17 protein-coding genes and 1 tRNA gene are annotated in these 17,013 nt (G+C 59.4%); 13 read left to right on the plus strand and 5 right to left on the minus strand.

Annotation, left to right across the window (positions count from 1 at the left end):
- Positions 1 to 63 precede the first annotated feature (63 nt).
- The 13 genes from iscR (at position 64) to BM152_RS03915 (ending at position 9,582) form a co-directional block, all read left to right on the plus strand.
- The gene (gene iscR / locus BM152_RS03855) at positions 64 to 525 is read left to right on the plus strand and encodes a Fe-S cluster assembly transcriptional regulator IscR (RefSeq protein WP_066607682.1); all 462 of its coding nucleotides are present in this window, start codon (positions 64 to 66) and stop codon (positions 523 to 525) included.
- Between the two features lie 39 nt (positions 526 to 564).
- Positions 565 to 1,614: a cysteine desulfurase family protein gene (locus BM152_RS03860; RefSeq protein WP_066607685.1), complete on the plus strand. Its 1,050-nt coding sequence runs from the start codon at positions 565 to 567 to the stop codon at positions 1,612 to 1,614.
- A gap of 73 nt (positions 1,615 to 1,687) precedes the next feature.
- Entirely contained in the window at positions 1,688 to 3,229 is a 1,542-nt protein-coding gene (sufB, locus tag BM152_RS03865; RefSeq protein WP_066607687.1) for a Fe-S cluster assembly protein SufB, read from the plus strand.
- A 35-nt stretch (positions 3,230 to 3,264) separates the two neighbouring features.
- Positions 3,265 to 3,576, plus strand: a complete 312-nt coding sequence (locus tag BM152_RS03870) for a heavy metal-binding domain-containing protein (RefSeq protein ID WP_066608144.1) — start codon at positions 3,265 to 3,267, stop codon at positions 3,574 to 3,576.
- A gap of 4 nt (positions 3,577 to 3,580) precedes the next feature.
- On the plus strand, positions 3,581 to 3,793 hold the full coding sequence (locus tag BM152_RS03875) for a hypothetical protein (protein ID WP_066607689.1): 213 nt from the start codon (positions 3,581 to 3,583) through the stop codon (positions 3,791 to 3,793).
- 1 nt (position 3,794) lies between these two features.
- The gene (locus BM152_RS03880; protein ID WP_066607691.1) at positions 3,795 to 4,415 is read left to right on the plus strand and encodes a hypothetical protein; all 621 of its coding nucleotides are present in this window, start codon (positions 3,795 to 3,797) and stop codon (positions 4,413 to 4,415) included.
- A gap of 96 nt (positions 4,416 to 4,511) precedes the next feature.
- Entirely contained in the window at positions 4,512 to 5,066 is a 555-nt protein-coding gene (locus BM152_RS03885) for a hypothetical protein (protein WP_066607693.1), read from the plus strand.
- 141 nt (positions 5,067 to 5,207) lie between these two features.
- On the plus strand, positions 5,208 to 5,474 hold the full coding sequence (locus BM152_RS03890) for a hypothetical protein (RefSeq protein WP_139222466.1): 267 nt from the start codon (positions 5,208 to 5,210) through the stop codon (positions 5,472 to 5,474).
- Positions 5,475 to 5,633: 159 nt separating this feature from the next.
- Complete coding sequence (gene sufC / locus BM152_RS03895) at positions 5,634 to 6,395, plus strand: Fe-S cluster assembly ATPase SufC (RefSeq protein WP_066607697.1); 762 nt, start codon at positions 5,634 to 5,636, stop codon at positions 6,393 to 6,395.
- Complete coding sequence (gene sufD, locus BM152_RS03900) at positions 6,395 to 7,693, plus strand: Fe-S cluster assembly protein SufD (RefSeq protein WP_066607699.1); 1,299 nt, start codon at positions 6,395 to 6,397, stop codon at positions 7,691 to 7,693. The genes sufC and sufD overlap by 1 nt, the downstream gene beginning before the upstream one ends.
- Before the next feature lie 7 nt (positions 7,694 to 7,700).
- Positions 7,701 to 8,186, plus strand: a complete 486-nt coding sequence (locus BM152_RS03905) for a hypothetical protein (protein ID WP_066607702.1) — start codon at positions 7,701 to 7,703, stop codon at positions 8,184 to 8,186.
- Between the two features lie 14 nt (positions 8,187 to 8,200).
- Positions 8,201 to 9,418, plus strand: coding sequence for a cysteine desulfurase (locus BM152_RS03910; RefSeq protein ID WP_066607709.1), 1,218 nt, complete (start codon positions 8,201 to 8,203; stop codon positions 9,416 to 9,418).
- An 87-nt stretch (positions 9,419 to 9,505) separates the two neighbouring features.
- Positions 9,506 to 9,582, plus strand: a tRNA-Arg gene (locus BM152_RS03915).
- A gap of 166 nt (positions 9,583 to 9,748) precedes the next feature.
- On the opposite strand, the gene BM152_RS03920 is transcribed toward BM152_RS03915, so the two are convergent.
- The 5 genes from BM152_RS03920 to BM152_RS03940 all read right to left on the minus strand — a co-directional run bounded on the left by BM152_RS03920 (position 9,749) and on the right by BM152_RS03940 (position 16,701).
- Positions 9,749 to 12,253 (minus strand): cation:proton antiporter, encoded by a 2,505-nt coding sequence (locus tag BM152_RS03920; protein ID WP_066607716.1) that lies wholly within the window; start codon positions 12,251 to 12,253, stop codon positions 9,749 to 9,751.
- Positions 12,254 to 12,612: 359 nt separating this feature from the next.
- Positions 12,613 to 13,290, minus strand: a complete 678-nt coding sequence (locus BM152_RS03925) for a glutathione S-transferase family protein (protein ID WP_066607719.1) — start codon at positions 13,288 to 13,290, stop codon at positions 12,613 to 12,615.
- A 22-nt stretch (positions 13,291 to 13,312) separates the two neighbouring features.
- Entirely contained in the window at positions 13,313 to 14,179 is an 867-nt protein-coding gene (gene yghU / locus BM152_RS03930; protein WP_066607722.1) for a glutathione-dependent disulfide-bond oxidoreductase, read from the minus strand.
- Positions 14,180 to 14,201: 22 nt separating this feature from the next.
- Positions 14,202 to 14,801, minus strand: a complete 600-nt coding sequence (locus BM152_RS03935) for a TetR/AcrR family transcriptional regulator (protein WP_066607724.1) — start codon at positions 14,799 to 14,801, stop codon at positions 14,202 to 14,204.
- Positions 14,802 to 14,979: 178 nt separating this feature from the next.
- Complete coding sequence (locus tag BM152_RS03940; protein ID WP_197418800.1) at positions 14,980 to 16,701, minus strand: cation:proton antiporter; 1,722 nt, start codon at positions 16,699 to 16,701, stop codon at positions 14,980 to 14,982.
- Positions 16,702 to 17,013: the final 312 nt, after the last annotated feature.

Genomic DNA, 17,013 nt, shown 5'->3' on the forward strand with positions numbered 1-17,013 from the left:
CGAAGTGTCGAAAAGCGCGTGGTTTGGCCGGTAGTTTGCCGGATGCCGCAAAGGAGAACGCAGATGAAACTGTCTACTAAAGGGCGTTATGCCATGGTGGCGCTGGCTGATCTGGCGCTGCAAAAGGAAGGAAGCCTGTTGTCTTTGGCAGATATTGCCAAGCGGCAGGATATTTCGCTGCCCTATCTCGAACAGCTTTTCGTCAAATTGCGTCGCGCCGAACTGGTGTCGTCCGTGCGGGGACCGGGGGGCGGTTACAAACTTGCCAAACCGGCCTCCGAGATTCGGGTTTCCGACATCATGGAGGCTGTGGATGAGACGGTGTCAGCCATGCACACGGGCGCGGGGGCATCCGGCGGGATTTCTGGTTCGCGGGCGCAGAGCATGACCAACCGCCTGTGGGAAGGCCTTTCCGCGCATGTCTATGTGTTCCTGCATCAGACCCGCCTGTCGGATGTGGTGAAGAACGAACTACGGCCCTGTCCGGCGGTGCCGAATATTTTTGCCGTTGTGGATGACGAGTGATCCGCTCTTGTTGAGCATTTGAACAGCAAAGGACATCCCGTGAACACCTCCCGCATATATCTCGATTGGAACGCCACCGCGCCGCTGTGTCAGGCTGCGCGAGAGGCGATGATTGCGGCGATGGATGTTGTCGGGAACCCGTCTTCGGTGCATGGCGAAGGCCGTGCGGCGAAAGGGTTGATGGAACGCGCACGGGCGCAGGTGGCCGAGGCTTTCGGGGCGCAGGGGGCGGATATTGTCTTTACCTCCGGCGCAACCGAGGCGGCGGCTTTGGCGCTGCCGGGGCGCGGGTTGCACTGTGCGCAGATCGAGCATGAGGCCGTGTCGTCATGGTGTGATGCCGATTTGCCTGTGGATCGTGCTGGGCAGGTGACTGTTACGGAGCCGCAAAACAGCGCGCTTCAGCTGGCCAATTCGGAGACCGGAATTTTGCAAGATCTGCCCGAAGGGCTGGCGGTCTGTGATGCGACGCAAGGATTCGGGAAAATCCCGCTGGCGTTCAACTGGTTGGGCTGCGATATGGCGCTCGTGTCGGCGCACAAGCTTGGTGGGCCGAAGGGCGTGGGTGCTCTGGTACTCAAGCAGGGGCTGGATGTCGAGGCCGGTATCAAGGGTGGCGGTCAGGAGATGGGGCGCAGAAGCGGCACCGAGAACCTGATCTGCATCGCGGGGTTCGGCGCGGCCGCCGAGATGGCGGCGAAACGTCTGGCGGACGGGCTTTGGGACGAGGTTGCACAAAAACGCGATTATCTCGAATCCCTGATTGCCAACGAGATCGAAGACTCCATCTTTGTGGGGAAGGGTGGAAAACGTTTGCCCAATACGATGAGCCTGATCACGCCCGGTTGGAAGGGTGAGACGCAGGTGATGCAGATGGACCTTGCGGGGGTCGCGGTCTCTGCGGGCTCGGCCTGTTCCTCGGGCAAGGTCAGGGCGTCGAAAGTGTTGACCGCGATGGGATATGCCGAAGACGAGGCGGCAAGTGCGCTTCGGGTGTCGATCGGCCCCGAGGTGACGAAAGAAGAATTGGAGCGGTTCGCCACGGCTTGGCTGTCCGCACATGCGCGGTGGAAGAAACGCGCAGCATAAGATGAGGGCCAAACGGGCCCCGCAACGCACATGAGGGGCGCGAGCCTCCAAGACTACGGTAAGGAGTGATCCCATGGTGGATGACGTACAGTTGAAAGATCAGGTCAAGGAAGGCGTCGAGGAAGAAACCGTCGCCGCCGTTCAGGCACTGGCTGGCAAGTATAAATACGGCTGGGACACGGAAATCGAAATGGACTACGCGCCCAAGGGCCTGTCCGAAGATATCGTGCGCTTGATCTCTGCTAAGAACGAAGAGCCGGAATGGATGCTGGAATGGCGTCTGGAGGCCTATCGCCGCTGGGTCACGATGGAAGAGCCGGACTGGGCGATGATCGATTATCCCGAGATCGATTTTCAGGACCAGTATTACTATGCGCGTCCGAAGAGCATGGAAGAAAAGCCCAAGTCTCTGGACGAGGTGGATCCGAAGCTTCTGGCTACCTATGAAAAGCTCGGCATTTCGCTGAAAGAGCAAATGATCCTTGCCGGTGTCGAAGGCGCGGGCGAGGTGCCTGCGGACGGGGACAATTCCGAGCGCAAGGTGGCGGTTGATGCGGTGTTCGACTCCGTCTCTGTCGGTACGACCTTCAAGAAAGAGCTGGAAAAAGCCGGCGTCATTTTCTGTTCGATCTCGGAAGCGATCAAAGAGCATCCCGAGCTTGTGAAGAAATACCTGGCTTCCGTGGTGCCGGTCTCTGACAACTATTATGCGACGCTCAACTCGGCGGTGTTTTCCGACGGATCGTTCGTCTACATCCCGCCAAACACGCGTTGCCCGATGGAATTGTCCACCTATTTCCGTATCAATGCGGAGAACACAGGCCAGTTCGAGCGCACGCTGATCATCGCGGACAAGGGCTCTTATGTCTCCTACCTCGAAGGCTGTACCGCGCCGCAACGCGACGTGGCCCAGCTTCACGCTGCAGTCGTCGAGATCGTGATCGAGGAAGACGCCGAGGTGAAATATTCCACGGTGCAAAACTGGTTCCCCGGCGACGAAGAGGGCAAGGGCGGCATCTACAACTTTGTCACCAAACGCGCCGATTGTCGCGGTGACCGCTCCAAAGTGATGTGGACGCAGGTGGAAACCGGCTCCTCGGTGACGTGGAAATACCCCTCCTGCATTCTGCGCGGGGATGACAGTCAGGGCGAGTTCTATTCCATCGCCATCACCAACAACCACCAGCAGGCCGACACCGGCACGAAGATGATCCATCTGGGCAAGAATACCCGTTCGCGGATTGTCTCCAAAGGCATCTCCGCCGGCGTGGCGCAGAACACCTATCGGGGTCAGGTCTCTATGCACCCGAAGGCGAAAAACTCGCGCAACTATACGCAATGTGACAGTTTGCTGATCGGCGACAAATGCGGGGCGCATACGGTGCCTTACATCGAGGTGAAGAACAATTCCTCGCGTGTGGAACATGAGGCCACCACCTCGAAAGTGGATGACGAGCAAATGTTCTACTGCCGCCAGCGTGGCATGGACGAGGAAGAGGCTGTGGCGCTGATCGTCAACGGCTTTGCCAAGGAGGTGCTGCAAGCCCTGCCGATGGAATTTGCCATGGAAGCGCAGCAACTTGTGGCGATCTCTCTGGAAGGGTCGGTCGGCTGATGGCCGGTCCTTGGAAAGGCAAAGGAGATCAAACGATGATCACCACCACGACGCCTTCGGTCGAAGGGCATAAAATAACCACCTATCATGGCATCGTTACCGGCGAGGCCATCATGGGCGCCAATATCGTGCGCGATCTCTTTGCGCAGGTGACCGACATCATCGGCGGGCGCTCCAACGCCTATGAGTCGAAACTCGCCGAAGGACGGGAGACCGCGCTCAGCGAGATGCAGGACAAGGCACGGGCGATGGGTGCGAATGCGGTCGTGGGGATTGATCTGGATTACGAGGTGATCGGCCAGATGCTTATGGTGTCAGCCTCCGGCACCGCTGTGACGGTGGAGTAAGCCGATGCGTTTCGATCTCTTCCCCATGTTCATCGCCAGTTCCGCCGGTATCGGCCTTGGTGTCTTTATCGGCGTGTTCATCGGCCTTCTGATGCGTGTGAAGGCGGGCAAGCGGGAAGGGTTGATCATGAACTCTGTCGCGGCGACGTCCTTTCTCGCCTCTGTCGCGGCGTTGGTGCTGTCCGCACTGATCAAACTCGTAAGCTATTCCGGCTGACATGACCCTGCAAGACGCACATATCGCTTTTGGCTCTCAGGGGCCCGAACTGACCTTCCCCGCGGAGGTCAGGGCATTTCTGTGCGCGCAATATGATGCGGCGGATGTGATCGTGGAATATGGCTCCGGCGGCTCCACCGCTTACGGGGCGGGGCAGGCGGGCAAGACGCTGTATTCCGTTGAAGGCGACAAGGCGTGGCACAAGGCCATGCAGGCGCATTTCGACAGCCATCCGCCCAAGGCTGATCTGCGTCTGATCCATGCGGATATTGGCGAGACAGGGGAGTGGTCATGGCCCAAGGGCAATGGCAAATGGTTCCGCTATCCCGATTATTGCTTTGGCGTTTGGCAGCGTGAAGACCTCAAATCCCCTGATCTGGTGTTGATTGACGGGCGGTTCCGCACGGGCTGTTTCGTCGCCACGATGACGTCGATCACACGCCCTACGCGGGTTCTGGTCGACGATTTTGTGGGCCGTGAGGACAAATACGGGTTGATGACGGAATTTGCGACTCCGACCGCTTTCCACGGCCGGATGGCGCAGTTCGATCTGGAACCGATCACCTCATTTCCTGCGGACAAGCTCTACACCCTGCTCAAAGCGTTTCAGGGGAAAGCATGATGATGTTCACCGCCCCCTCCACGCAGAACCTGCCCGATTTTTGCCATGTTTCCTTGGTAAAAGGAATGCTTACAAAGTGTTTTAACGGGTATTGGCATGGATCAGAGCCAGGATTTTGTAAGCCGTATGCATCGCGCCTCACGGAGGTCGCGCAAAGGGATCGACGTGGTCGGACCTGCGCAGACACGCACACACGCACGCAACCAGAGGCTCGCCGAGATCCTCGAACGCCATCGTGCAGAGGGCGTGCATCGTGGGCGCTACGAGGAACCGCATCTGAAGATCACACGGGTCGTCTCCTATGTGATGGCCTTCGCTATGGGCGGGCTTGCGGCGATGATCGCACGGGTCTTGCGCTATCAGATTTCCGGCGCGGAGCTTCAGGCCACAGGGGATATGGACTTTGTGATCGACGTGGTCTTTGCCATTTCGATTGCCTTTCTCCTGCGCGAGATCGTGTCACTGTCCGCCGTCAAGCGGATGGGCACACAGCTTGCCGGAATTTTGCTCGCCATCATGACCATGCACAATATGGTCCATGCGATGCCGGAGACCTTCTCGCGTCTGTTCTCGGCGCAATGGGTCGAACATGTCACCGCGACCACGGAACCGAAGACGCTCTATTTTCGCGGGCACAGCTATCACATCTGAACGGCGCGTCTGCGGCGCACCGTTCGCCTGACGTAAGGTCAGCGGGTTTGGGCGCAAGAATGCCCATGCCGTGCCATGATCTTTCCCAATTTGCCGACCAATCTGCCTTTGACGACAAGGGGATGGAAAGGCAGGGACAAGATGCATCACCAGCACGCGCAATTTGCCGACAGGATCAAGCGGATCGAGGCGGGAGGGGCGAACACCTTTGCGACCGTCTACACGGGGCTTCAGGATGTGAACACGCCGAAGGGCAAGCGGATCTCCGGTGTCAGCCACGGGGCCGTGGCGCAAGACGACATGCCGCGCGCACGATCCCTTTTGCTGGCGGGGCTCAAATCCGGCCTGCTCAAACTCGTCGCCTTGGGCGCTGGACTTCTGGTCTTTCTGAATTTTTCGGGCATCTAAAGCCTTTCGCGATCCCCTGTGAAACGGGGTTTTCGGAAACCGCTTTGATCCGATCTGATACGGCGCATCAAAGCGCCTTCGCTTTCAAATCTACAAACGCACAAGCGCCTGCCGGGGGTATATCCCCGTGCGGGCCCTTTTCCGTGAAAGGACAATAATATGTTGGAAATCAAAAACCTCCACGTCAAACTTGAAGAAGAGGACAAGCAAATCCTCAAAGGCGTCGATCTCAAGGTCGGGCCGGGTGAAGTCCATGCCATCATGGGGCCGAACGGCTCGGGCAAATCGACGACCTCCTATGTCATGTCGGGCCGCGACGGCTATGAAGTGACCGAGGGCGAGGTTCTGCTCGACGGGGAAAACCTGCTGGAGATGGAGCCGGAAGAACGCGCCGCTGCGGGTCTGTTCCTTGCTTTCCAATATCCGGTCGAAATCCCCGGCGTGGGCAACATGACCTTCCTGCGCACCGCTGTGAACGCACAACGCAAGGCGCGCGGCGAAGAGGAAATGTCTTCCACGGAATTTCTCAAGGAAATCCGCGCCAAAGCCAAGTCCCTCAAGATCGATTCCGATATGCTCAAACGTCCGGTGAACGTGGGCTTCTCGGGCGGTGAGAAGAAGCGTAACGAGATCTTGCAAATGGCGATGCTGGAGCCGAAGCTCTGCATCCTCGACGAAACCGACTCCGGTCTCGATGTGGATGCGATGAAACTTGTCTCTGACGGTGTGAACGCGCTGCGCGATGGCAAACGCTCTTTCATCGTGATCACCCACTACCAGCGTCTTCTGGATCACATCAAACCGGATGTGGTGCATATCATGTCCAATGGCCGGATCATCAAGACGGGTGGACCCGAGTTGGCGCTTGAGGTCGAGCATAACGGATATGCCGATCTTCTGGCCGAGGTGGAGGGCGCCTGATGAAACGTGCCGAATTGAAACAACGCAAACTGGACGCCACCAGCGCCCGTGTGGAGGGCATGAGCCTGCCCGCTGGGGCTCCTTGGGCCGATGCGCTTCGTCAGGATGCCTTGAGCCGTCTTCTGGCTATGGGCCTGCCGCAGGCGCGCGACGAATACTGGCGCTGGACCCGTCCCGACACGCTCATCTCCGACGTGCCGACACCGGCGGAAGTTTTCACGCCGACAGAAGCACCGGTGTTCTCCGGTCTTGACCGGATCAAGCTGGTCTTCGTGGATGGTGTTTTTGATGCCGAGGCCTCTGACGCGCTTGAAGGCGAGGGGCTTGAGATCATGCGCCTCACCGATGCGCTGTCGAGTGACATCCATTGGGTGAAAGATGCTTACGGCGTGCAGGAGAAAAAGGCGCAAGATCCGGTCGAACGTCCGCTGGCGACGCTCAACACCGCGTTTGCCACCGATGGCGTGGTGATCCGCGCCACGGGCAAGGTCGCGAAACCTGTGTCTCTGGTCTATCTGCACAAGAGCGAAACCTCGGATGCGATTTTGCACCATGTGATCCGCGTGGAAGAAGGCGCCGATCTGACCGTGCTTGAAAACGGTCCGGCGGCGGCGCGGTTCAACAAGGTGATGGAAGTCGAAGTGGCCGACAAGGCGGGCTTCCACCACATCCGTGCGCAGGGCCGCGACCATGAACGCCGCGCTGTCACCCATGTCTTCGCCACCATCGGTCGGGAGTCTCTCTTCAAGAGCTTCACCATGACCGCCAATGGCGTGCTGACCCGCAACGAGGTGGTCATCGACATTCAGGGCGACGACTCGATGGCCCATGTGGCTGGTGCGGCGATGGGGGACGGTGATTTCCACCATGACGACACGGTGTTCATCACCCATGACGCCGAGCGCTGTGAAAGCCGTCAGGTCTTCAAAAAGGTGCTGCGCAACGGGGCAAAAGGTATTTTCCAAGGCAAAATCCTTGTGAAAGCCGGTGCGCAGAAAACCGATGGCTATCAGATCAGCCAAGGGCTTCTGCTCGATGAGGACAGCCAGTTCCTTGCCAAGCCGGAGTTGGAGATCTACGCCGACGATGTGGCCTGTTCGCATGGCTCCACCGTGGGGGCGATCGACGAGGAGGCGCTGTTCTACCTGCGCTCGCGCGGTGTGCCGACAGGCGATGCGACAGACCTTCTGACGCTGGCCTTCCTTGCTGAAGCCATCGAGGAAATCGAGGACGAGACCATTGCTGAAGACATCCTGAGCCGTCTTGAAGGTTGGCTAAAACGCCGCCGCCGGACATGACGGGCTGATGGGCGTCGTTATCGACATTGCAAAAAGCTACCGCGCCCCGCGCGCGGTGCTTCGCCACAGGCTGGCAGCGGGGGAGAACGAGGGCAGCGCTCTTGTCACTCTCATGCTGGCCTGCGGGCTGATCTTCGTCGCGCAATGGCCGCGTCTCTCGCGTCTGGCGTTCGAGACCGGTCAGGAGGTGCAGATGCTTATGGGGGCCACGCTGTTGAGCTGGCTCTTCATCATGCCTCTGGTGTTTTACACCCTTGCGGGGGGGATCGGCTTTGTCCTGCGTGCGCTCAAACGTCCGGCAACAGGGTTCGAGACCCGCATGGCGTTGTTCTGGGGGCTGCTCTGCGCCGCGCCGCTGTGGCTCTTGTGGGGGCTGACCGCAGGATTCGTCGGCCCCGGTGCCGCCACCACGCTGGTGGGCGTTCTGGCGCTGGCTGCATTGATCTACTTCTGGGGCGTTCTGCTTGCCGAAATCGCCCGGAAAGAAACCTGAGAAAGACATTTGACATGTTTGACGTGAACGCCATCCGCGCTGACTTTCCGATCCTGTCCCGCGAGGTCAACGGCCAGCCACTGACCTATCTCGACAACGGCGCCTCCGCGCAAAAGCCGCAGGTGGTGATTGATGCGATCACCAAGGCCTATTCCGATGAATATGCAAATGTTCACAGGGGCTTGCACTACCTCTCTAATCTTGCGACCGACAAGTATGAAAGCGTGCGTGCCAAGGTGGCGCGGTTTTTGAACGCAGGGCATGAGGACGAGATTGTTTTCAATTCCGGCACCACTGAAGGGATAAACATGGTCTCTTACGCATGGGCCGCGCCGAGGCTTCAGGCAGGCGACGAGATTGTGCTTTCTGTCCTCGAACATCACGCCAATATCGTGCCGTGGAACTTCCTGCGCGAACGGCAGGGCGTTGTCCTCAAATGGGTCGATTGTGCGCCTGACGGATCGCTTGATCCGCAGGATGTGATCGACGCTATGGGACCGAAAACCAAACTCGTGGCCATCACCCATATGTCCAATGTGACCGGCACGCGGGTGGATGTGAAAACCATCTGTCACGCGGCGCGGGAGCGCGGGATTGCCACATTGGTGGATGGCTCGCAGGCCTCTGTCCACGGTCCGGTCGATGTGCAGGACATCGGTTGCGACTTCTATCCGATCACGGGTCACAAGCTCTACGGCCCTTCCGGCTCTGGCGCGATCTATATCCGTGCCGAACGTCAGGCGGAGATGCGCCCCTTCCTCGGCGGCGGCGACATGATCGATACGGTGACGAAAGATGCCGTGACCTATGCCAAAGCCCCGCTGAAATTCGAAGCGGGCACACCGGGGATTGTCCAGACCATCGGCATGGGCGTGGCTCTGGATTACCTCATGAATATTGGCATGGAGAACATCGCCGCCCATGAGGCCATGCTGGCCCGCTATGCGGCAGAGCGGTTGCAAAATCTTAACTGGCTCACCGTGCAGGGCACGACAGCGGACAAGGGCGCGATCTTCTCCTTTACGATGGAAGGGGCGCATCCTCATGACATTTCCACCGTTCTGGACAAAAAAGGCGTTGCTGTTCGCGCAGGCAGCCATTGCGCCATGCCCCTGATGGAGCATCTCGGTGTCACCGCCACCTGCCGCGCGTCATTCGCCATGTATAACACCACCGAAGAGGTGGATCGTCTGGTCGAGGCGCTGGAGCTTTGCCGCGAGTTTTTCGGGTAAGTGCGAAACCGTCACAGAGGCGCGGAAAACAGATTGCGCGCCTCTTCAGCATCGCCTATAGACGGGGCCACCGAGACATCGGTCAGTGCACCTTTAGCTCAGCTGGATAGAGCGCTGCCCTCCGAAGGCAGAGGCCAGAGGTTCGAATCCTCTAAGGTGCACCACTTCACTTCTCCTATGTTACACCATCTGGAATTTTGCCTTCTCGGCACGAAATGGCTTTATTTGCGTTGGAATTGATACAAATTCGCGGTTTTCCTAGTGTTGAGAAATGATCGACGAACATAGCAGTCCTTCCACATGCACAGACTGTCGTTGGCCTGATGGGTTTCAGACCTCGGGGTGAAGCAACTCGTTTATATCAATCCCGCGCTTTTCGGCGCTTTCTTTGAGTGCCAGTTGCAAGGCCGTGCTGCGTTCCAGAAGGCGCCGGAATTTTTGTTCGTTGAGCCGCAAAAGCGTGCTGGGAGCGATGGTGCGGACATCGGCGCGGCGGGCTTTGTTGCGTGTCATGGCCATAAGTCCGAACATATCCCCGCGTCCGAGCCGCCATGTCTGCGCCGCTCTTTGAAGTTCGACCGCACCGGAGGCGATGAAATAGACGCTTTTATCCGTGCTGTTCTTGCGCAGGATGATTTCGCCGGCCTTGGCGTAACGGGTCTGGAAGGCGCGGGCGAGGGTTTTGATTTCGGCGTCATCCATTTCTGAAAAGAGCGGGAATTGCCGTACCAGTTCGATCCGCTGCAAGGCGATGTCGAGCGTGGGGCGTGCCTCGTCTTTTGCGCGTTTCTCGGCAAGGTCCTGCATCAGCTTGGTAAAGACCTCGGCCCCGATCATGCCGTCTTCACGCATGGCGGTATATTCCTGCTCTTCAAGACGTAACGTGGTGCGGCGGATAAAGCGGCGCTCCAGTTTTTCGGCGTAACCGGGGTATTGCAGGCGCAGCCCCTCAAAAGCGGTTTCCATTGTCTCCACCCGCCGTGCCAGCATTTCGCGTAGCAACTCGGCAATGCGCCGCCCGTGAATCCTGCGGATCCGTCCGCTGATAAACCGGTCCATGTCGCGTAGAACCAGTCTTTGGGAGAGGAGCAGTTCGAAACGATCTGCGGTCATGCGTGCGAGCGGGCCCGAAATCTGCAAACGATTGTGCAGAAAGTCCGCGACGCGAAATCCGGGGCCGTAAGCAATGCTGCGTTTGGCGGCTCGTTGATAGCCGTTGCGGCCTCCGATGCGGGCGTTTTCGATCAGTTGATCTGCATCGGTGAGCAGTTGTTCGGCCATGCGCGCCGAGATCGTTTTTTCGCGCAGGCGTAGCAAAATCGTGTCGCGCTCGTGACCGGCCAGCGCGATCAGGCCGAGCGTGACGCGGTCTTTGTCCAGAATGTCGGCCCCGTCTTCGGTGGACTGGATGGCCTCTTCAAGACGCCCGCCAAACCGTTTGGCTTCTGCGCGCACAATGTCTTGGCTCAGGTCGTAATTGCTTGTGATCTCGGACACTTTTTCCCGCACGGTCTGAAGCGAGACCGCGACAACCTGACGGGAGAGCGCCTCGTCAATCGGTGAGAGCTGGTCCAGTCCGAGTTTCTTGATGACCCAGCGCAGGGTGGTCCCTTGCACGACCAGCGTGAAGAGGGTGAAGCCGGTGGCAAGGATGCCGACGAGGCGTTGGATGTCGTCGGGGACACGCAGGCTTTCGGTCACGGCCAGCGCAAGCGCCAGCGTCACAGCGCCACGCAGCCCGCCCCAGAGCATGGCCACGCGGTAGGGGCGTTCGACCACGGGGGAGAGTTTCAGGAATGACAGCAGCGGCAGCAGACCATAGAGGATCAGGGCACGGGCGACGACGGCGGCAAGCACCACCACGCCGATAAGGGTGATGTCCGAGAGCCGCACTTCTTCGAGCAGACGCGGGATCAATAGAGCGGCAAGGATAAAGATCAACGCACCCGCCCAATGCGCCAGAACATTCCAGAGTTCGCGCAGGTTGGCCCATGACTGTGGCGGCAGGCGTCCGGGGGCGGTCAGGTTGAGGGTCAGCCCTGCCGCGACCACGGCAATCACACCGGAGGCCCCGACGCTTTGTTCCGCACCGATATAGACAAGATAGGGCAGGGCGACGGAGATCGAGAGCTGCGCCAATTCGTGATTGGCAAAGATCGCCATGAGCCAGACCGCAACCCGTGCCAGAAACCAGCCGGTCAGTGCGCCTCCGACGATCAGGACGGGGAACTGGGCAAGGGCGTCTGAGAGTTTGGGGTCGGGCTGTCCCAGTGTCACAAAGCCCATGAAAAGACCGAACAGGGCGATGGCGGCGGCGTCGTTGAGGAGGCTTTCGCCTTCGATGATGCGGGCGAGGCGGCGCGGGGCGGAGACGGAGCGGAAAATCGAGACCACCGCCGAAGGGTCCGTGGTGGAGACAATCGCACCGATCAGCAGGCAGGCCGCCAGTGGCAGTGAACTGACCATCGACAGCGCATAGCCGACGCTCAAGGTGGCCACGACCACCGCGACGATGGCAAGCATCAAAATGGGCACCCAGTCGTCGATCATCCGGCGCAGGTTCATCCCCAGCGTGGCCTGAAACAGCAGGGTCGGCAGGAAGACGTAGAGAAAGACGTTGGAACGGATCGGCAGGGCTAAAATCGCTTCTGCAACAGGGTTTAGCGCGTCTGTGAGGTCCGTGCGCAGAAAGAAAATCGCCCCCATGCCGATCATAATCCCCAAGGCCGCGAGGATCACACTGAAGGGCAGACGCAAACGCACGGCGAGGGGTTCGGCAAGACCGATGACGAGAAAAAGCGCAGAGATAATAGCGGTAATGAGAACAATATCCATAGAATCTGAATAGCAGATTCAGCGCGGTGTGCATGTGAAAAATCCCGCGATTTCACATCTGTGAAGACAGTTTTTTCATGGGACTCCCGATGCTTGTTGCAAGGCGGCGACGAAGGGTCTGCCTTGTGTCGGCCTTGCGTCGGACAAGTGTCGGGCATTTTGGGGGATGCGGGAGCGCTCTGTGTCAGAGGGCCGAGAATAAAGAAGGGTGAAATTCGCGTCCGAAGACCCGCCTTTGAACACCCGCACGGCGCGGCGTGTGAACACATAACAGGGCGCGCCATGACAGCACGCCCTCAGATCATAAACCCCACGCCACGGATGACCCGCATGACGGACAGGGCCTCTCGTGAAACGGCTCAGCAGTCCACAAAGTTGCTGGGATAGAGCGCGCGCATCGACGGTTCGTCGCCGGGGGTCTTGAAGGTCTCGCCCTCCGCGATCTTGTAGGCTTTCTCCACGGCAGGGCGCGCGTTGATGGCATCGAACCAGCGTGCGACCTCGGGGAAACGGGCCAGCCCTTCGCCGCCCAGAACGCGCGGCGCACGGATGGCCCAGCCCCATGCGGAAATATCCGCGATGGAATAACTGTCGCCCACAATAAAGTCGCGGCCTTTCAGATGGTCGTTGAGCACCTGATAATGCCGCTCGGTTTCGCGCATGTAGCGGTTCTTGGCATAGGGCAGGTCTTCGGGGGCCATGTGGTGGAAATGCACGCATTGGCCGGAGAAGGGGCCAAGGCCAGTGCCAATGAACATCAGCCACGAGAGCAATTCGCCACGCAGCTCGGGGGCAACGCCGAGTTGGCCGGTCTTGTCGGCCAGATAAAGCAGGATCGCGGTGCTGTCGAAAATACGCACCCCGTCATCCTCGATCGCGGGCACTTTGCCGTTCGGGTTGATCGCGCGGAACTCCGGCGTGTGCTGCTCGCCTTTGGCGGTGTCCACCGGCACCAGCTCGTAGGGCAGGCCGGTTTCCGCCAGATAGAGCGCGATTTTCAGCGGGTTCGGCGTCGGGTGGTAATAGAATTTCAACATGGTTTGTCCTGTGCGTGAGAGATTATGTCTTGCCTTCGGGGGCAAGCTTGTCTTGGGTTTTCAGATCGAAGTCGGAGGCGTCGTGGCGTTCGTGCAGTTGTTCGTTCAAGGGGCCAAAGGTCCGGTTGACGATGCGACCACGCTGGACGGCGGGACGTGCAAGGATGTCTTCGGCCCAGCGGCGCAGATGGGTGTAGCTTTCCACATCGAGAAACTCGCCCGCGTTATAGGCATTGCCCAGCACGAGATTGCCATACCACGGCCATGTGAGCATATCCGCGATGGTGTAATCATTGCCGCCCAGATAGCGGTGCTCGGCCAGTTCGCGGTCCAGCACATCCATCTGGCGTTTCACTTCCATCGTGAATCGGTTGATCGGATATTCGAATTTCTCCGGCGCATAGGCGTAGAAATGGCCGAAGCCGCCGCCAAGATAGGGCGCGGACCCTTGCAGCCAGAACGCCCAGTTCATCACTTCGGTGCGATGCGCGAGGTCTTCGGGCAGAAACGCGCCGAATTTCTCCGCCAGATACAACAGGATCGAGCCGCTCTCGAAAACGCGAATCCCCGTGTCGCGGTCGAACATGGCGGGAATTTTCGAATTCGGGTTCACGTCCACGAAACCGGAGGAGAACTGGTCGCCCTCGCCAATGCGGATCAGGTGGGCGTCATATTCGGCACTGGATTTGCCAAGGGCGAGAAGCTCCTCCAGCATGATCGTGACCTTCTGGCCGTTGGGCGTGCCCAGAGAATAGAGCTGGATCGGGTGGGTGCCCACGGGCAGGTCCTTGTCATGGGTGGCGCCTGCGATGGGGCGGTTGATCTTGGCCCAGTCACCGCCGCTCTCGGCGTCCCATGTCCAGACTTTCGGGGGAATATATTCGGCCATATCTGATGTCCTTATCTTGTCTTTATGTGTCTTGGCGCAGGGCTTCGATCTCGCGGGCGAAATCCTCGGCAAGTGCGGTGATGTCTTCGGGATCGGTGCCCAGATGCAGCTCGAAACGGATCGCGGAGATCGAGGCCTGAAACCGGCGCGCAAGCCGTGCGCAGTCGGCATCGGGGGGCAGTTCGCCCTCGGCCTTGGCGCGTTCGAACGCGGCGGTGAATGCCTCGCGGATGCGTTCCAGATAGGCCTTGGTCCGTGCCGCGATCTCCGGGTCGGTGTTGGTGGTGTCCACCAGCGTCTTGGTCAACATGCAGACCTGACGGGCGTGATCCTGTGGCGGCATTTTCGCAAAGCCGCGCAGGTGATCGGCCAGCCCCGCAAGTGCGGAGGGGGCGTCGTCCATGAGCGCCTGAAAGCGGGTCAGCGAACGGTCGAAATAGCGGTCGAGCGAGAGCAGGTAGAGATTTTCCTTGTTGGAAAATGCCGCATAGATGCTGCCCGGTTTCATTTCCAGCGCGGCTTCGAGATCTTTGAGCGAGGTGGCGTGATAGCCTTTTTGCCAGAAGACCTGCATGGCGGCTTCAAGGGCGGTGTCACGTTGATACTGGGTCGGGCGGCTCATGGTCTGTCTCTTCATGCAAACGGGGTGATGAAGAGAGGATATGGGTTCTTGAGTGATTGATCAAATAATATTTGAGTGATCGTTCAACTTATCACTTGCCACTATTCTTTGCCAATGTCTTTGGTGATTGTCTTGGGCAGCCGGGCCTCTGGGGGAGAGACGCGGCGTGCGGGTCATATCAGGGGGCGGATTTGTCCTCGGTCTCGATCACGGGAATATCCGTGCGGGATTCCTTTTCGCCGCCACGCAGCAGGTCCACGGCGCGGTCGGCGGCGTCCTGAAACGGTTCAAAGACGGTATCGGCACCGGCTTGCAGCAGGTCTTGGGTGTCTTGCGTGGCGTGTGAAGTGGTGGCGATGCGGCCTTGGAAACCGGCGGCGCGCACCAGTTGCAACAGGGTGCGGCGGCTGTCTTCGTAGCTTAGCCCTCTGGGGTGGATCGGGATGGTGGAGACCACCCATCCGGCCCGTTGCATCGGCAGTTCTGCGATGAATTCGGGGTCGGTGGCGTCTCCGAATTCCGCGTCCATCCCGAGATCACGCCAGCGGCGCACGGCATAGGGGTTGAAATCGACGCCCAGCACCGCGATCCCGTGTTTTTTCAGGCGCAGACCGATGGCGGTGCCGAACCGTCCGAGGCCGAAGATGATGATGGCATAGCTGTGCTGGCTGTGGGTGCCGGTCTCGCTGGGTTCGCGCGGGGTGCCCTTGCGCTCGAATATCCCGATCAGCGGTTCGCAGGCGGCGTAGAGCTTGTGGGAATAGGTGATCATATAGGTCGACATGGCGATGGTGACGAGGCCGACGAGCGTGACCAGTCCTAAGGCGTCCTCCTGCACATGGCCCAAGGAGACGCCCATGGCGACGAAGATCAGGGAGAACTCGCTGATTTGCGCCACGGTGAGACCGGCGAGAAAGCCTGTGCGTTTGCGGTAGCCCATCGCGCCCATGATGGCGAGCACGATCAGCGGGTTGCCGATCAGCACGAAGAGCGACAGCAGGATGGCGCCCAACACATGCGCGCCCAGAAGCGACAGGTCCAGCGTGGAGCCGAGCGCGATGAAGAAGAACAACAGCAGGAAATCCCGCAACGGGGCGAGCCGCGCGGCGATGGTTTCGCGGTAGGGGGTGGAGGCCAGCGAGATCCCCGCCAGCAGACCGCCGACTTCCTTGCCCAGCCCCGTGAAATCGCTGATCGCGGCAAAGATGGCGGCCTGTGCGATGGCGAAGATCACCAGAAGCTCCGGCGCGCGGGCCAGTTGTTCGGTCAGCGGGTTGGCGACATAGCGCACAAACAGGACCACCAGCGCCACCAGAGCGATGCCGGAGGAGAGCACCGCCAGCACCGACCCGCCGCCATGACCGCTCGCCTCGCTGCCGATGCCGATGGCGGAGAGCACAATCATCGCCAGCACCACGACCAGATCCTGCACAATCAGAAAGCCCAAGGCGATTTGCCCGTGCAGTGAGTCGATCTCGCGCTTGTCCGAGAGCAGCTTCACGATGATGATGGTCGAGGAAAAGGTGAGCGCCACCGCGATATAGAGGCTGGTGACATGGCCAAGCCCCAGCAGAAGACAGATCAGATAGCCGAAAACCGATGTAAACGCGACCTGCCCGAGACCGGTCAAAAGCGACACCGCCCCCAAAGAGCGGATGAGTTTCACATCAAGTTTGATGCCGACCAGAAACAACAACACCGCAATCCCCAGTTCGGAAAGCAGATGGATCTGTTCGCTCGACTGGACCACATCCAGCACGGAAGGACCGGCGATCAGACCGACCGCGATGAAACTGACGATGAGCGGCTGTCTCAGAAGCAGACCGAAAAAGCCGATCACGGCCGCCATGACAAGAAGAATGGAAACTTCGCCGAAGGTGGATTGAGCAATGAGGTCCATCAAGAGTGTGTCGCCTTGAAATATCAGGTGGAAGGGAAAACTGTGTGCCCAGAGACCAGCCTTTTGTGCCGCACCTGTTTGCGCCGGAACGGGATCGCTTCCGAACCTGCATCGTCAAGCCGGCTCAGCCCCGATACGGGCAGGGCGCAGGTCGGACATCTCTCGGTCCGCAAAGGCATTTTGGCAATCATGTCCGGTCGCATAAAGGCTGTGTCTTCGGGTCTGGTTGAAAGGGGTCCAACCAATATAGGGACAGAATTCGGATTGGAAATAGACCCCCCGCGTGGTCGGTGAAATCGCTGCGGTTTTTCG

The sequence above is a fragment of the Celeribacter halophilus genome (assembly GCF_900114135.1).
GTDB lineage: Bacteria > Pseudomonadota > Alphaproteobacteria > Rhodobacterales > Rhodobacteraceae > Celeribacter > Celeribacter halophilus.

Excerpts from the sequence above, each read along its gene's own strand:
- iscR (WP_066607682.1), top strand. The coding sequence starts at position 64 with ATGAAACTGTCTACTAAAGGGCGTTATGCCATGGTGGCGCTGGCTGAT.
- sufB (WP_066607687.1), top strand. The coding sequence starts at position 1,688 with ATGGTGGATGACGTACAGTTGAAAGATCAGGTCAAGGAAGGCGTCGAG.
- BM152_RS03870 (WP_066608144.1), top strand. The coding sequence starts at position 3,265 with ATGATCACCACCACGACGCCTTCGGTCGAAGGGCATAAAATAACCACC.
- BM152_RS03875 (WP_066607689.1), top strand. The coding sequence starts at position 3,581 with ATGCGTTTCGATCTCTTCCCCATGTTCATCGCCAGTTCCGCCGGTATC.
- BM152_RS03880 (WP_066607691.1), top strand. The coding sequence starts at position 3,795 with ATGACCCTGCAAGACGCACATATCGCTTTTGGCTCTCAGGGGCCCGAA.
- BM152_RS03885 (WP_066607693.1), top strand. The coding sequence starts at position 4,512 with ATGGATCAGAGCCAGGATTTTGTAAGCCGTATGCATCGCGCCTCACGG.
- BM152_RS03890 (WP_139222466.1), top strand. The coding sequence starts at position 5,208 with ATGCATCACCAGCACGCGCAATTTGCCGACAGGATCAAGCGGATCGAG.
- sufC (WP_066607697.1), top strand. The coding sequence starts at position 5,634 with ATGTTGGAAATCAAAAACCTCCACGTCAAACTTGAAGAAGAGGACAAG.
- sufD (WP_066607699.1), top strand. The coding sequence starts at position 6,395 with ATGAAACGTGCCGAATTGAAACAACGCAAACTGGACGCCACCAGCGCC.
- BM152_RS03905 (WP_066607702.1), top strand. The coding sequence starts at position 7,701 with ATGGGCGTCGTTATCGACATTGCAAAAAGCTACCGCGCCCCGCGCGCG.
- BM152_RS03910 (WP_066607709.1), top strand. The coding sequence starts at position 8,201 with ATGTTTGACGTGAACGCCATCCGCGCTGACTTTCCGATCCTGTCCCGC.
- BM152_RS03920 (WP_066607716.1), bottom strand. The coding sequence starts at position 12,253 with ATGGATATTGTTCTCATTACCGCTATTATCTCTGCGCTTTTTCTCGTC.
- BM152_RS03925 (WP_066607719.1), bottom strand. The coding sequence starts at position 13,290 with ATGTTGAAATTCTATTACCACCCGACGCCGAACCCGCTGAAAATCGCG.
- yghU (WP_066607722.1), bottom strand. The coding sequence starts at position 14,179 with ATGGCCGAATATATTCCCCCGAAAGTCTGGACATGGGACGCCGAGAGC.
- BM152_RS03935 (WP_066607724.1), bottom strand. The coding sequence starts at position 14,801 with ATGAGCCGCCCGACCCAGTATCAACGTGACACCGCCCTTGAAGCCGCC.
- BM152_RS03940 (WP_197418800.1), bottom strand. The coding sequence starts at position 16,701 with ATGGACCTCATTGCTCAATCCACCTTCGGCGAAGTTTCCATTCTTCTT.